This window comes from Methylomonas sp. PHL2-19 (genome assembly GCF_059331595.1).
In genome coordinates this window covers 2,621,375-2,636,735 of record NZ_CP196839.1, presented here as the reverse complement: position 1 = coordinate 2,636,735, position 15,361 = coordinate 2,621,375, and the positions used below count along the sequence as shown (strand labels likewise).

General features: G+C 48.1%; 12 protein-coding genes. 3 read left to right on the top strand and 9 right to left on the bottom strand.

Features of this window, described 5'->3' with window-relative positions:
• Positions 1 to 49: 49 nt before the first annotated feature.
• On the bottom strand, positions 50 to 1,159 hold the full coding sequence (locus ACR02O_RS12290; RefSeq protein WP_101051967.1) for a hypothetical protein: 1,110 nt from the start codon (positions 1,157 to 1,159) through the stop codon (positions 50 to 52).
• A gap of 743 nt (positions 1,160 to 1,902) precedes the next feature.
• A complete protein-coding gene (locus ACR02O_RS12285) occupies positions 1,903 to 2,220 on the bottom strand; it encodes a hypothetical protein (RefSeq protein WP_033156540.1) in 318 nt (105 codons plus the stop codon).
• A 204-nt stretch (positions 2,221 to 2,424) separates the two neighbouring features.
• Between ACR02O_RS12285 and ACR02O_RS12280 the strand changes: the two genes are divergently transcribed.
• Positions 2,425 to 2,598: a hypothetical protein gene (locus ACR02O_RS12280; RefSeq protein ID WP_225893087.1), complete on the top strand. Its 174-nt coding sequence runs from the start codon at positions 2,425 to 2,427 to the stop codon at positions 2,596 to 2,598.
• A 4-nt stretch (positions 2,599 to 2,602) separates the two neighbouring features.
• Here the strand turns inward: ACR02O_RS12280 and ACR02O_RS12275 are convergent, their stop codons facing one another.
• The 7 genes from ACR02O_RS12275 to ACR02O_RS12245 all read right to left on the bottom strand — a co-directional run bounded on the left by ACR02O_RS12275 (position 2,603) and on the right by ACR02O_RS12245 (position 12,585).
• Complete coding sequence (locus ACR02O_RS12275; RefSeq protein WP_033156541.1) at positions 2,603 to 3,325, bottom strand: hypothetical protein; 723 nt, start codon at positions 3,323 to 3,325, stop codon at positions 2,603 to 2,605.
• Positions 3,326 to 3,421: 96 nt separating this feature from the next.
• Positions 3,422 to 5,539 (bottom strand): cytochrome c peroxidase, encoded by a 2,118-nt coding sequence (locus ACR02O_RS12270; protein WP_269468524.1) that lies wholly within the window; start codon positions 5,537 to 5,539, stop codon positions 3,422 to 3,424.
• A gap of 270 nt (positions 5,540 to 5,809) precedes the next feature.
• On the bottom strand, positions 5,810 to 6,727 hold the full coding sequence (locus tag ACR02O_RS12265) for a hypothetical protein (RefSeq protein ID WP_129871381.1): 918 nt from the start codon (positions 6,725 to 6,727) through the stop codon (positions 5,810 to 5,812).
• A gap of 633 nt (positions 6,728 to 7,360) precedes the next feature.
• Complete coding sequence (locus ACR02O_RS12260) at positions 7,361 to 8,173, bottom strand: hypothetical protein (protein WP_494521713.1); 813 nt, start codon at positions 8,171 to 8,173, stop codon at positions 7,361 to 7,363.
• 405 nt (positions 8,174 to 8,578) lie between these two features.
• On the bottom strand, positions 8,579 to 11,914 hold the full coding sequence (locus ACR02O_RS12255; RefSeq protein ID WP_240617969.1) for a DUF3570 domain-containing protein: 3,336 nt from the start codon (positions 11,912 to 11,914) through the stop codon (positions 8,579 to 8,581).
• The gene (locus ACR02O_RS12250) at positions 11,901 to 12,140 is read right to left on the bottom strand and encodes a DUF4266 domain-containing protein (RefSeq protein ID WP_051669948.1); all 240 of its coding nucleotides are present in this window, start codon (positions 12,138 to 12,140) and stop codon (positions 11,901 to 11,903) included. Before ACR02O_RS12250 ends, ACR02O_RS12255 begins: the two co-directional genes overlap by 14 nt.
• A 1-nt stretch (position 12,141) precedes the next feature.
• A complete protein-coding gene (locus ACR02O_RS12245) occupies positions 12,142 to 12,585 on the bottom strand; it encodes a TlpA family protein disulfide reductase (RefSeq protein WP_225893110.1) in 444 nt (147 codons plus the stop codon).
• Between the two features lie 974 nt (positions 12,586 to 13,559).
• Between ACR02O_RS12245 and ACR02O_RS12240 the strand changes: the two genes are divergently transcribed.
• Positions 13,560 to 14,417, top strand: a complete 858-nt coding sequence (locus tag ACR02O_RS12240; protein ID WP_033156546.1) for a hypothetical protein — start codon at positions 13,560 to 13,562, stop codon at positions 14,415 to 14,417.
• A gap of 62 nt (positions 14,418 to 14,479) precedes the next feature.
• On the top strand, positions 14,480 to 15,295 hold the full coding sequence (locus ACR02O_RS12235; protein ID WP_033156547.1) for a VPLPA-CTERM sorting domain-containing protein: 816 nt from the start codon (positions 14,480 to 14,482) through the stop codon (positions 15,293 to 15,295).
• Positions 15,296 to 15,361 lie beyond the last annotated feature (66 nt).

Genomic DNA, 15,361 nt, shown 5'->3' with positions numbered 1-15,361 from the left:
CTCAAAGCGGTGCTCACAGGTAGGTTTCCCTCGTGAGTATATGAAACCATCAAATCACACTCAATTTTAGGCTGGTGCCATCATTATCAAAATGCCATTGCCGACCTGTTGGTAGTTGAGGCAAAATCAGGTTGGCTTGGTTAAAATCATCCGTGCGAATGTCGTTAGCGGTGATTATTGTGAAACTGTTGCCTATATTAGGCATAAAGCCATTTTTCAGGCTGATGGCGATTTTGGCGCTACCAACAATATAAGCCTCGCCGTTAACGTGCAGCTTGCTGTTATTGTTCAAGCCACCAATTACAAAGTTCAGTGTACCATCACCGAATACTGAATAACCCATTTCAGGAGTTAGCGTCAATTCACCGAAAGGTGATGTGGAATTGCCGGGCGATATACTAAAACTGGCGTTCCATAATTGTTCAGGAAACTTCAATATCGTACCTGTTCCGGTCAGAATTCCTCCCTGGAAGTCAAGTAAACGTGATCCGAAAGTACCGTTTACCTTAGTTTCGCCTTCAAATTGCTTGTAACTGCCAGATTTGGTAGATATGAAATTGCATGTGCTACCCTGAGCAATCTCAAAATATCCACGATTTTCTATCTCAGGCGCCTCAGAACCCTGCGATTGGCATAGATTTACTCCATTATTGCGGTCTATTATGAATTTGCCGGTAACCTTGTTATCAATTTTGCCCCAGAATATATATGTCCAAGGCATATAGTCCTTTGCTGGGCGAAGTTGTCCACCAATTGTTCGTGGATCTAAGGCGATATTTTCACCAACAGCGTTAGTTACAGCAATGGTACCGGAGTTTTCGATCAGCGCTTGGGCTCCCTGTTTGTAACAATCAAAATATCCGCCGATAGCAATATATCCCTTGGCATAGTTGACCAATTTTTGCCCAGGACAAGTTATTTTTGACGGCAAATAAATACTTCCATAGTTTTCTAGTAATAAAGGTAAGTAATCATCAGTTTCACCAATTACTAGTCCACGATTTATTATATTATCAAAGCCTGGGCTTGATAAACCAGTTATGGTTTGATTGGCTTCAATAGTATACGGTGATGCAAGAGCTTGGCTGCCGGACAATATTAAATTCGCAATTATTAACATTGATTTTATATTGTCATTTAAATGTTTTGATTTTTTCATTAAATTTTCCTTATTTATTGATTAAGCTCAGCTCTTGATGGGGGGATGCATAGTTATGACTAAATGTGCATCCACTTACAGTGGCAGTTTAAAGGCTTGTGAAATTTAGGTATTGTTGGATTTCGCAACGAAACTTTTTTCTTTGCTACAAACTTGATAAATGAATAAGACGCAGATACAACTGGTCAGCAGAAGTTTGCCACTAAGTTAAAGCAATATTCAGGCCTATTCCGTTATAAGTTCTTGGCTGTGCAAACTTGCTTCCTTCAAACATACTTAGAGAGCGTTGCCATCCAAATGCAAGACAACATCATCAACTTTAGGTGCGGGTAATGCCCCAAAGTGCGGCAAATGCCTTAGAGATAGAAAGGGTTACTAGGTGTGTAAATACTCAATTCCAAGTCAACAAAATTCCATCGCTTTTTACTCACTGATGATCGGTATCGGAGTGGCGTAAAAACCGTGTGTTATTGAATGGCTGATCGTGTTTTAAAATGCCGTGAAATCGCATGCAGTAGTTTACGCATGATAGCGCAGGCGACTTGTAACGGCTTCCTGCCATTGTCGACCAAGTGCTGGAAATAAGCTTGACCTAGGGATCATCTTGTTTGGCGCTCAGAGCCGGCATATGCATGCCTAACCAATATGCCTGTTACCCACTTTGGATGGCGGCATTTTCTTGTGCATACTTTTGCCCGGTTCAAAGGCCTTGGGATCTAGCCCGGCAAACTGACCCACTCGCGCTAGGACAGGTTGGCCGGTAGTAACAACAGCTCGCCCATCAAAGCAATGGCGCTGGTTTGGTTAATGCCTGTTGCTGGTAACAAATTCAAAATACGCGATAGCTCCGAGTGAGCCTTGCCCCCAATCATCACTTCCGCAGCCAACGCAGTAATGCGTTTTTCCAATTTACTAATCGCCAGCTTGGCATCGCGCAGCAACGCCTTCGGTTTTTTTTGCGTCGCACTCAGCGCGTGCAGATGTTTTTTCTGACCGGGCAGAGCATCAATGCGACCAACAAACCCACGTAAAGTCAGGCGTTGATTGATGGTCGTGCCCAAGCGACAAAACCCATGCGCTCCACATATTTCATCAGGGTATTGGCATCGACAGCATCGGTTTACTGTTTTTCACTAATACCTTGGTAAAGTGTTGCGAGGCCTAGGGATTGCCCCAAATCTCGGGAATACCGGCGTCATGCGACGAAATCGCCAGATCGAAGTGGTAAATGCCGGCACATCCAGGCAGCCCTTGATACCGGCTAATTGACGCTGGACAATGCGTCACATCTGCCCCATCTGGGCAGCGCCACGATTGCAACGCGCACCGCGATGGGGGAAAAAGTATTGGCGAATTTGCAGGCTTATTTTTCAGGCGAGGAACTTCCGGATAGAGTGATCCAATCCGGCACAACAAACCATGAATCGGCTTATCCCTAACGCTTTAAGCAATCGTGGGCTGTTTACGTTTTTTAAAACCCAAAATTCCTAGCAAGCCTACTAAAAACGACCAAACCGCAGCGGGTAATGGCACTGGTGCAGCCAGCATAGTACTCGCAATTTTAACGTCAGCCGAAAGCGTTTCCGATTCACCGGGATTGAGTGAAAAACTAAATACTCCGGAACTGCCATTGACCGTAAACTGCTCGGAAAAAGGCACTGAAAGCGTGGCGTTAAGGCTATCGAAACCATTAAAAGTGTAGTCTGAGTTGTAATAATCAAGATAGACATCGCTGTCGGCAGCCTCACCGGCAACTGCGGCATGAAGTATATAGTTCAGCGTTAAATCCACATTGATTACAGCCGTGCTGGAATTAAAAAAATTCAAACTGAATACACCGTAATGCTGCGACTTAAACTCACCGGCATTGTCTTGACCGCTCACAGAAAAGCTTAAGGGTGTGTCCAGAGTTAAAGGAAACAAACCGGCACCGTGGCTTGGCGTAACCGTACCATTGTCGGCGATCAAGAAAGAGTCCGGACTACCCAACATTTCAAAAGATCCGTCGATATCGAGTCCGTCAGCGCTCGAAGAAAGACTGTAAGTGAGCGTGGCATAATTACTAAATACGCTTACCGCATGAGCCTGCTGCCCGTAAAACACCGACAATATTGCGACTACCGTCGGGTAAAAAAATCTAGCGCTTCCGTTATTTGCAAATCCCATGTTGAGAATCCTAAAATCTAAAGTTCAAATTGAATGTGGGCTAGCGCAAAATCTGATCGCCCCAGCCCACATCTTTAACACCTTGTTTACATACAGCTAAGGTGCCAAGTAAGTATCGAAAGGCCGAATCGGGTCTTGCAAACCATTCGCCCCCACTGCCGGTATGGTCATGGTTTCTTCTATCGCCAGATTGCTGTTCAATGGATTACCTGGAGTCACGGCGACATTGTCCCCGGCATGTCCGTGCGGCACGACAATTTCAGGATGATCGAACGGTGCTTTGTCGTAGCGAACTCGTTCATCGGTGAGCGTTTTCAGAAACTCAATCAAATCGGCTCGTATCGATGCGGGCTGGCCGGACAGAGCGATCTGATTGACAACGATATGCTTGTTATCATTGTTGAAGTTACCCTTTCTGGAATAAAACTCAAGGACTTGCTCCAAAGTAGACATACTGCCGTTGTGCATATAGGGCCCAGTCAATTCAATGTTACGTAAAGTTGGGACTTTAAACGCAGCCTTGGTGGCAATACTCATTTTTTCTGTCGTCAAGTTCGCTAAAGCCGCAGCGGCTGTGGGAATGTAGGCCGAGCTGGCAACGGTACAGTTTTGGTTTCGCAGCAGCCCTTCTTTGCTACCATCTGCGATAATTCCATCAGCTACGCCAAACCAACGAGAAAACGGTATCGCGTTATCCGCCAAAGCTTTAATGAAGTCACAGGCTTGCAAAGTCGAGACTCCCGAATCCAGCACACCAGCTGGATTATCGAGCAAGTATTGGACATATTGCTTGGTAAATGACAAAGGATTACCAAAATCGTCCACGCCATCAACACCCACATCAGAGTCCGGGTCCGCTACGCCAGTGTTGGCAAAACCTAAGTCCATCAATTTGTAATAGCTGGTAGCGCCATTTCGAGTAGTGTCCCGAGTCACAACATTCGCGGCTGGTGTGATACCGCCGATTCTGCCGCCGTCACCGTCACCGATAGCATTCGGACCGTAAGGAATGGGTTGACTAAGCGGTCCGTAATTCATGCCCGGCGTAGGCGTCACCAAACTGGCATTGGTAGCTACCGCGGCAATGCTTAAGGTCGGCCCCCCATGGCACAGTTGACAATGGTTGCCGGTAAAAGCCTCAAACCCGCGTGTCAGGGTATCAATTTTTTCCTGATCGTACCCTAAGTTAGTCCAAATAGGCTCCAAGCTATCGGGATCGCGTGCGGTCAAATCGATTGGGGCCTGGTCCGAAATTAACGTGCCTTGGTATAACTGTAATGCGATACCGAAAAACATCGAAAAATTGGCTTCCATTTGGTCGTAAGGTACTTGTCCCTGACGCCCCCCGAAAGGACCGATACCGCTGTAGGACCAGTATTTCTGATTAAAAGCTTGCTTGATTAGTGCTTTATAAGTGGTATTTAGGCCGGGCCGCAAATTTCCAGCGCTGCTTAAACTATACGGACCAAGCACGCTATCTTCGTTGTGAACCTTTTGGTTCTGCAGCGGCTGCCTTAACAATAGTTTTCTTCCGATATCGGGCCAAACTCGCTGCCGGCATCCCATTTCCGAATCACTCAAAGGCGGAGCAACCGCAAGAGAGGCCAATGAAGAATTGACCAAATGTAAACGTGATTTTTGAACATTCCGCGCATTGACTTTCTCCCAGACACCGGCCGTTGGGTCACGGTCGCCCCATGGACTACTGCCGTTAAACACGTTATTGGCTCTGCCGTCCCAAAAATTGCGATGATTAAAAACCGCGTTGATCACGGTTGGCGCGTTACGCGGCTCAACCCGCCGCGTCCCAATACCATTCACGTGAAACACCGGATCAGCGCCTCTGCCGCATTGATCGTTATTGCCACTAAACTGTGGTGCACTAATGAAGGTTCCGCTAAAAGTACCTGCCGAAGACACTACATCGTCGGAATTAAAGGTGACCTGACTCGCTGAATTTAGCGGATCGCTATATCGACGTAGCGGAAAGTCGGCAACGCTGAGTTCGTGATTGGGACCACCCAAGCCGGTTGGCAACGCTTCGAAGGTCTGCCCGCTGGGCTGAGTACTTTTTTGACCAGGATTGATTTGATTTTTGACGCGGCTATCCGCGCCGGCATGGAAATGACAAGAGCCGCAAGCCATGCCATCGCTGCCGACATTGACATCCCAAAATAACGCTTTACCTAAAGCGATCGCTTTATTCTTGTCCACAACAATTGGATTTGGACCATCGGTAAGTCCCGGCACGGGCGGAACCGGCACACGTTGCAGCGGCATAGGCATAGGCCCATGGGCAACTGCTGCCTGCGACACGAGCAAACAACACATAATAACAATATCGGTTAATCTCATTTTTTGCCTCTAAATTAATCCTATCCGTCGCTTGATCAAGTATGCCGCAACATTGCCACCAACAGCCAACTCGCCAAGTCGCCAAGTCTCGTTGCAAGAGCGGCGAATTCACTCTTGCAACAGTAGCGTTTACCGTGAAAACTTACTCGAATTGCGCTTACCAAAGCCCAGCAAACCGACTAAAGCACTACCAAATAGCCAAACAGCACCAGGCAACGGGACGGGAGCGGCAGTGCTAAGATTCAATCGATACCCAGCGTGCGGGTTAAAGTTACCTTCTCCCGAGTTACCACCCAGATATATTGAATAAACCTGTCCGGCAACTGCGGTAAACACCAATGCGTTCGTAGCGTCTACGGTCGCGTCATGCGTCAAATAGGTTAGGCCGGTGGTGCCCATGGGGTTGTCCGCAGTAAAACTGGTCTCGTTCCAACCCGCATGGTGACTATAGTTGGGGGTTGTAGCCTTGGATGTATCCGTATCCATGCCGGTAAAAACCGTAACACCAAAATTGCTCCACGACTTATCGGGCTCGGAAACATTAAACAGTGGCGTTAACCTGATGGATACTTCGGTGGTAACGTCGGATTTGAACAAGCCTATATCGGTATTGTGCGCCCAGCCGGTAGAGCCATCGAACCAAGCGCCTTTAGCTGTATCGATATTAGCCAAGTACGTTGTACCCGCCACTGGACCCCATGCAGTCCCGTAGCGCGTCGCGGCATCGGCTTGCGAAATCTCCAAAGAATCTCCCGCAGCCGTAACATGCGCCGCCCAGTTCGCAATCGACAAGCCTTCGTAGCCAAACGGCCTTACCGCACCAACTGTTCCCAACCAAGGCAAAGGGGTTCCGGTATTAGTACTATTGTTATTGCGAGTCCAGCCGTCGGTAGATAAGGCCGCCGCATCGGTAGGATTACCGTTGGTAATGGGCTTATTGGTGTTATACATCGTGGTGGAGGCTGAAGCATTTGATACGCCAGCGAGGGTTATTGCGCCGCCAGCGATAGCTAAAGAAATAGCTTTGGCAAGTGTGTTTCTTATCATCAGATTTATCCTAAAAAATATGTCCTAAAAAGTTACTACTGAACTAGACTGCTAATGACAAAAAGGTCATTGTTGATCCCTTACGCTAAGCATCAACCGAGAATTAGCAAAAACGATGCCATAGCGAAAAGCCTTATAAAGCCTTATAAAGCCTCGCCTTAACCAACAATAATCAGACCCCAGGAAGAAAAAACAGGTTAAATCACTTAATTAAATACGGGAATTGGCGCCAAAGAGCGCCGATGCGAATGCAAGACCAACACCGAAAGTATGGTCAGTCACTTGTGAACAAAATAATGCCGTTTTTGGTTAGATCAATAGCGGACCAAAAAACGTCCTTTGCAAATTAGACTTCATATTTTTCACAGTCAACGCGACAATTATAAGACTTTGGTCTAATTTACTTTTTACTAACAAGCGGATTGTTGGTCGTAAATGTTCCATAAATTAATCTATGTTATATACAGCATAGATTTACTGGCATTTACCCTATTTTCGAGCTATTCAGTCAACGGCGAGCAAGCCATTTTCAGGGACTACTTTATAGCCACCACTTCCATTCCGCTACAAACAAAGAAGGGCAAGACGAACTCGCCTTGCCCTTCAGTTCAAGCAGAATTTCAAATAACCAGCTTAAATCATGGCTTTTCTGCGGCCTTGCGCAATCATGCCCAACAAAGCGGAACCGAACAACCATACCGCGCCAGGAACCGGCACACTTGAAACAGGCGCATCCAGGGTGATATCGTCAATACGAATATCCCAATCAGGATAACTGCCCAAAGCATAGTTGACAGTTGGGCTATGATTAAAGCCCTGGAAAGTCAGCCAGAACGCGCCTATATCACCCCAATCGGAATCGGCAGCCAACAGGTCACTTAAAGTGACGTTCTGATCGAAAGTACCATCATTAGCTACGACATAGCTAGCGATAGGTGCAGTATTACCGCCTTCCGGGTCACTGCTTGAACCGGCACCGCCACTCGTTCCGCCGGCAACAGTCAGCAAGCCGTTGTTGATAGCATTGCTGTAACCGTACAGCACGAAATTGCCACCCGCCTCGCCATTGGTTACGTTCAGGTAGATATTTTGCAAGCTGAAGTTGGAAAGATCGGCCATACGCACATATAGGCCGGTGGAATCCGGATGGTACTGCGCTTCGCGATCACCTGAAGTACCTTGACGATGATAATGAGCGCCGGAATCAGTAGGATCGCCCACAGTACCCACTACGATACCGTTTTGAGCGAAGCAATTGGCATCTGGACAGCCACCGATAAAAGCGCCAGTTGTTTCATTGGCGTTACCATAAGTAGCCGCTGTCATTCCTTGGAAATCGACAGTCGCCGCTTCAGCATTAGTCGCTAAAGCCGCCGTGCCAACCAAAAATAAACCACCCAAGGTCTTGAGTGTAAAAGCTTTGTTCATCATCGATAAAATCTCCATCAGATAAAATCTTACGCAACAGACCGATGGCCTGTCATTCAGTTTGAATGTCCGGATTTCGGGGGATTGGACATTTACATTCAAAAGCGCTGGTCAAATCTATTTTCCACTCCACCAACGGCAATCCATGGGAGGCTAAAACCTGGCTTACCGAATTCTTGAGGTGTACGACGATTTGTTCAGCACTTGCATCAGGGAATTCCGCCTAGAAAGCGGGCTTAGCCAGCAGATTTCCCGACAAAGCTAAAGCAGTTATCATGCCATCCTTAGGAAATCATATGTTCTGCGGGCTCCACGGCTTTCGCTCTGGCGAAAAAATCGAATAATTGAGCCATATCACTTATTTTCTGAAAAACCGAGGCAAAGCACTTACATATTTGCTGAGTGGCTAAATACCAGGCCTTTCTAAAACGCATAATTCCAAGTAGCCGACAACACACCTTCGCGCTCCAGCTGGAAACCGTTAAATTTGTCGGCGACAGGCTGCTGCCATTCCACACTAAAGTTGTGACCTGCCATCGCACCATCCGGCACGTTCAGATTTAGACCGAAGCCAACATCCCAGAATTTACCGCCGTAGTTGGCTGGACTGTCAACCGTCGCACCCGAAGAGCTTATTCGATTAAACGCACCGCGTATTTTGCCCTGGTCGGTATAAATACCGCGCAACGTGGCCGAGAGCCAAGTGGACACGCTATAGCCACCCCAAGCCGTGGCCTGAAACATGTCACCCAAGGCGTAACCCGATGGATTTCGGTCCTGTAAACGCTTGGTACCGCTAAGTTGAGCACCCCAACTCCAATCGCCAATTTGACCGGTATAAGTTAAACTGGGCTTGAAGTCCCAGGTACCGCTGCCAAGTTGCATGCCGTAATCTTGTAACTCGCTGTCCGGCTCGTCTCTACCATCCAGCGTCACGTCCACATCGCCGCTAGGCGCACTAACGCCCACGCCAGCATGCACATGATGACCGGGCGCATCGAACACCTTGACCATCGCCACCATCAGCGTGTCACCTAAACCGTGACTTTCGTGCCCGGACCCGTGTGCAGTCTCTGCAACCGCTCCCGGCAATTGTTCCAGGCTCATGTTCATATCCATCAACTGCGGCATCAGCATCAGATTCAGCCAATCAGTAGGTGCGTACATCAAATCAAGCATATGCATGTGCATACCCATTTCGGTCGGCCTCGAGATACAGCTGGTTGTACCGCAAGCATAATTCAACACAGCGCTGTCACCGGCGGCATGCGAGCCTTGATACATACCACCGGACTGATTGGCGTACATGTATCGGTAACCTACCATGATGTCGTCCGCACTATTCATCATATGCGCGAACATCACGCCAGCCGGGGCCGATGCGCCGTGATTATGGTGATGATGGTGATCGCCGGCGCCACCGCCGAAAATTTGTCCCGGTGCCGATAGCGCGATATTGAGTCCTGCATGCGCCATCCAATAACTAAAATCGGCGTAATCACTTTCGCCACCCCCACCCAATTTCAGATTACCTTGATGGGTGTAATACTCCATGCCCAATTCCAGTTTGATACCACGATTGAACTGCTTGGCTACGGTAACACCGCCGCTCAGGGCTCCATAGCCGGAAAGGCGGAAATCGCTGGAATACATCCCGTCGGCGCGTGGCGCCAAAAAATACGGCGCGAAAAAATCGGCCTGGGATTGCGAGTAATAGCGCAGACTAGGCGTAACAGTGAGACCGAAAGGCAGTTTTTGCAGCCACTTCATTTCCATAGTGTGGGAATCAATGCCCCAGTCATCCCGAAAATAACGATAATCCATGTGCAAAGCGGCGTCGACCGCCGGGATATATTGATTCAGCCGGGTAGAGAAAGAAAATTGATTCCTCAGATTTGGACGAACTTCTCGGAATAAATCGATACCGACAATTTCCAGATTTGTAATGCCACTCCAGTTTACGGTTTCCGGCGAATTAAACATCTCATAATATTCTTCGGCAGTAACTTCGCCACGTACGTACACATATTTATAAGGGTTGCTAAGGTATCCGCTTTGCCGGGTGTAGTTGGCCGAAAGTTGCAATAATGCATTCTTATTAAGCACTTGGGACAGACCAAGATTGAACCCATTGGACTCACTAGACTCATCAAGCTCAGGATAAATCGCCGGATTGTGACCCGGATCTTGTGAATGATGATCGCTGTGCCCACCACCGCTTCGCGTAACATCATTATGGGTGTAACTATAACCAGCCGAAACAGTGGTAAGTTTGTTATTAAACTCCTGCGAGAAATTAACCGAACCGAAGTTTGAGTTGAAATCGGGCTCGTTCGATTGACCGCCGGAAACCCCCAAAGTAGCGTCATCGAAATAATATTTGGCGCCGAATACGGGTTGCGTGCGGGTTTCTTGCGGCTGAGTCTGGAACGTTTGCTTGACCCGAGTGTTGGGCGGGACAACTTGGTTCAGAAAATTGCGGTATATACTGATTAAGGCGCTCTTTTCGAATGCCGCCTTTTGTGCAGCCGCATTATCAATAATAGCTTGTCGCTGAGATGCAGACGCCGTTTCAAGACTGCTCTGATATGCACTATAGGCCTGCAGCCATGCAATTTGTTCCGGTGTTGCGTTGGCAAATTGCGCTGGCGCAAGATTGATGTCGTCAACCCTCAGCTCAAAATCAGCGCCTGAATTTGTCACATCTTGTATATAACCCTTGTAATGAATCCACAGCGCATTAATATTCGAGAACGATGAATCAAGAGCCAAAATGCCGGTATGGTTGGTGGCAACTTGTTGATAAGCCACTCGATTCGCGTAATTTGCGCCATCACCCGTGCTCAAGTTTTGATTCACTGCCGAATTAAAACCGAGGATTTCCCAGACATCATTAACGCCTGAGCCATTTGCTTGCAGACTGTTAAAAAACATATTTGCAGCGCGAAAAGCCTTACCATCCAATTCGCGGATATAAATGCCCGATGAGTCGGCATGGTATTGGATTTCACGATCTGCAATTGTGCCTTGTCGATGGAGATGCCCGTCGGGATTTAGAGGATCGGAAATTGTGCCGACTACAATGCCATTTTGTTGATAACACCCCGCTCCACCCGGGCAGAACCCGCCAGTATTGGTATCAGCCTTACCGTAAACAGCCGCGTTTACTCCCTGAAAATCGATAGTAACTGCGCTGGAAATAGTCTGCCCCCAACCCGCCGGAAAACCGGGTGCTGGATTAGCAGCTTGATACTGGGTAAGCAGTTGATCGGTATTCGCCGTTATAGCAGCGGTACCCTGCTGGATTAAATTCAATTCGAGCTGTTGGCTTTGGGATCCTATGGCAGTATAGGCTTCGAATGGTTCTTTAAATGACATTACACCTTGATATCCGGCCAACTTGGTCGGATCTACTCCGCCCGAGGCAGCCGAAATCACATCGGCACGATTCTGGTTTTGATCTATTTTCGTTTGGTTCGCCATCACCTCGGGCATACTGAACGACGGTGTCGCCCCACTGTATGTATCCCGATCCACGCTGAAGGTAAACTCCAGGCGATCCGACATTGGAATCACAAAATCGCCGTGATATACCTCTACGCGCATTCGGTTATCGCTTTCCTGATAATAGCCGTACTGCGCGTTGGCCTCGGCCTGAGTCGTCGGCGTTGCCGCATGACTATCCAGCCCGGGCAATCCTAACGCTGCAGATGTCAGCGCAGCTAAAACCTTGTTTTTTTCGAGCTTAGTTGCAGCCACAGCCGCCTCCCGAACCGCCGTGTCCACCCTGCGAGGCTTCCTTGCTGGTAAAAATATGATCTCGAAAAGCTTCCCTGTTTGGATACGGCGTGATCGCCATTTCGTCTTTGGCAAGATTACCTCTTTCCCAAGGAGACACGGCGCTACAGCCAAAACATTGAGTCAATACAATCAGAGCCAGCCCTTTGCATATAAGCGAAACAATCCGATTGTTATCCAACAACATCTTATTCGCTCAATAACTGGGTAATCTGCTTGCGCAACCCTTCTTTGTCTTCGTCGCGAAATCCCAAATGAATCATCCGAATTCTGCCTTGTTTATCGACGATAAATGATGACGGCATGGCTGTTACTCCGAAAATGCGCGGACAGTCGCCTTCTGGATTAAACGACATCGGATAGTCGACTGCGGCGGACTTCAAGTATTCTTGCGCAGCCTCGATGTCTTCATCGACATTAATTCCTATCACTTCAAAGCCGTCCTTGAGTTGTTCATTACGTAATCCGTTCAAAAATGGCATCGCTTTTCGGCACGGGCCGCACCAGGTCGCCCAAAAATCTATCAATAACACTTTGCCCTTGTAAGCGGAAATATCTAGCCGATTAGTCCTATATGCGCTAGTTGCGGGGCAACTCGGCACCGAACTTCCTATCTCTGCGGATAACACCATACTGCAATGGGCTATGAGGCAAAACGCTGCTACAACTTTTAATTTCATGGTCTGGGTATGTCTATAATGTTGCTGTTATTGCAGTTTAGTTTTTTGAATCTGCAGTCACAACCTACGCCTCCCGGCCCAGGAAAAGACTACGGACTACTTTTGCAAGCAATACACAATCGACATCTTTCAAGATAAGCCAAGCTCATGCTTGCTGCTACACCCAATTTACAGCAAGTAATATGCCACAAATAATATTGCGCATTATAAAACTCTAAAAACCAGGCAACCGGTCCGGTTGCGGCACGTGAACATGTTACAAATACGCATATCGAAGTTCGTTAAAAACCGTAACAATCTACCCAGTAAACCAGCAAAATCAAAGCGTTGCGGTGTTCCTATCGGAACCGCCTCCTAGATGCTGTACGGTTTTAATACGTTCGAATAGGCGCAATCAGCAATTCGAATAACGTTCATTTGCAGACATTGAGCTCTGCATTCAACCCAGATTGTCCATTAGAGGCTGAATCGCACTAATATCAACAAGTTACTCTAATGGCATCCATTAGAAATCGTCAGAATTCGGTGTATTTCTGGCGAATGGATTATTTGGGTTCTAGTTTAAACTTGCTTGGCATACTGGTTTATACGTTAGACGAAAAGCCTAAAATACCAGTAATCACCCGCAATTACGTCGATACGTAGCTATATAACATAGTTTAATTATTATCCTTTCAAACCTTTGCTGACTGAATCACCTCACGCCCTCAGCCGACCCCTGATTCAGCCCTTTATAAGATTGTGGCCGACGAAATGTCTAACGAACATGGTACGGATATTGCGGCAGCTTTTGACGTATTGCCTATCCTACGTTGCGACCTATGACCCACTGTTTGATTCCACTGAGCTCTAGCCTTAAAACACATCAAGGACAGGCATGTTCTTTGATTTACATGCCTCTAAAACTTTTCAAGGAAAAAATCACTATGAAGAAATCGATATTTCGCTGCCTGACTACCAGCAGCCTTATTCTGGCGAGTTCGCAGTCCTTGGCAGCAATTGCGCCGCCCACCTTACCAACCGTGATTGGATTCAGCGCCTTAGGTACTGCAACTGCCGGCAAACCCGATCTTCCGGCAAACCCTGCAACAGGCGGCTGCCCAGGCCCCTCGGCTATTTACGGCACATGCTACCAGGAGGACGGTTTTCTGGTGGGAGTGGTTTACGAGGGAGGCGGCGAACATATTCATAGCGCGACAGTTAGCGGGAACAAACGCGCTCAATATCATGCCGATTCCACCGGCATATATATCAGGGCTAAAGACAGTTCCGCCTTTAGCCTAGATAGCATGGACTTCTTTGCCCCGATTAATGCCGGCAACCCTATTTACGGCGATAATCCAACTTATACCGCCTACGATAACGGCAATGGCGGGCAGTACTTGGTACCCGAGCCAATTTCTTCTAGCCCCGACGACACAGCCTTGCTAGGCGACAACGAATATTGGGAAATTCTGGGTTTTAATAGCGCTGCGCATCCAGGCCTTGCCGGCGCGACCAGCGACGGCACCAATTACTCGACGCGCGTGGCGTATCAAACTGTCGCTAATGGCTTCCAAGGCAATTTGCTGCTCAACGAAGACTTTCGAAATATCAATGCCTTCTGGATCCATTACCACGACTTTCCCCGCGTTCCGGACATCGGAATCAGCTTCGGCATGCAATTAGACAACGTCAATATTTCCACGGCAGTGCCGATTCCAAGCGCAGCTTGGCTACTTATCACCGGCCTCGCAGGCATATGGACTGCTGCCGGAAAACTCCGTGACCGAAGTGAGGCTTAAGTAGGCTATCGGCATTTGTGAAATCTTTTACAACTCCCTCTTCCCCCAACCTGAAGATATTTATGAATAAAGCAAAACCGGCTTTAGCGGTAATTTGGTTAGCAATGCTTGCAGCAAGTAGCCATGCCGACGCGGCGATTACCGCCCCAACCTTCGTCGACTTCGGCGTAAAACCCGATAGAGCTTCGCCGAACCCGGTACTACCGGTTGGCGCCTATTACGGCCACGCCAACACCGCCCCCGGCGCCGATGGCACTTGCAATACCACGGCATGCATTTATCAGAATGGTCTTGTCGTCGGCACATTGTCGGAAGCAATCAATACCGGGGGGCATCTACATGCACTGAATTCCGTGACGGATTCCGAGTTGTCTTACCATGCTGATGCACCGGGTATCTATATAAGAGCCCTAGACTCGACCGCGTTTAGTCTGCACAGCATACAATTCAAAGCACCTTACGCCGCCGAAGGAAATCCTTATGCCGGCGGAACGCCAATACCGGAAAATTTTGATCCGGCAATTCATTTTTACGAAATCATAGGGTTTAGCAGCGCCTTGAACCCGGATTTGACCAATGGCGACGGCACCCACTATAGCAACCGAGTAGCCTATCAGACAGTTGAAAATGGCTTTTCCGGAACGCTGGCACTGAATCAAGACTTTGCGAATGTCGCGGCGGTCTGGATACATTTCCATGGCGCGCAAAGCGTTGAGGATATAATCGAAATCGGCGCGGAATTCAAAGTGCAAATTGACGATATTGCCGTAGATACACCAACAGCAGTCCCCCTTCCCGCCGCGAGTTGGATACTCGGCAGCGGACTGTTAGGCTTGATTTCGATTGCCAGAAAAAACCGGCAGCCAACATCACGCTAAGTATGCTCACAACCAGGTGATAATAGCTGGCGCGGCTAAGATATAATCAGCGTCAATAACGTATTG

Bases quoted from the DNA above. Each gene is read 5' to 3' on its own strand.
- ACR02O_RS12275 (WP_033156541.1), bottom strand. From the start codon at position 3,325: ATGGGATTTGCAAATAACGGAAGCGCTAGATTTTTTTACCCGACGGTA.
- ACR02O_RS12240 (WP_033156546.1), top strand. From the start codon at position 13,560: ATGAAGAAATCGATATTTCGCTGCCTGACTACCAGCAGCCTTATTCTG.
- ACR02O_RS12235 (WP_033156547.1), top strand. From the start codon at position 14,480: ATGAATAAAGCAAAACCGGCTTTAGCGGTAATTTGGTTAGCAATGCTT.
- ACR02O_RS12265 (WP_129871381.1), bottom strand. From the start codon at position 6,727: ATGATAAGAAACACACTTGCCAAAGCTATTTCTTTAGCTATCGCTGGC.
- ACR02O_RS12245 (WP_225893110.1), bottom strand. From the start codon at position 12,585: ATGGTGTTATCCGCAGAGATAGGAAGTTCGGTGCCGAGTTGCCCCGCA.
- ACR02O_RS12260 (WP_494521713.1), bottom strand. From the start codon at position 8,173: ATGGAGATTTTATCGATGATGAACAAAGCTTTTACACTCAAGACCTTG.
- ACR02O_RS12250 (WP_051669948.1), bottom strand. From the start codon at position 12,140: ATGTTGTTGGATAACAATCGGATTGTTTCGCTTATATGCAAAGGGCTG.
- ACR02O_RS12290 (WP_101051967.1), bottom strand. From the start codon at position 1,159: ATGAAAAAATCAAAACATTTAAATGACAATATAAAATCAATGTTAATA.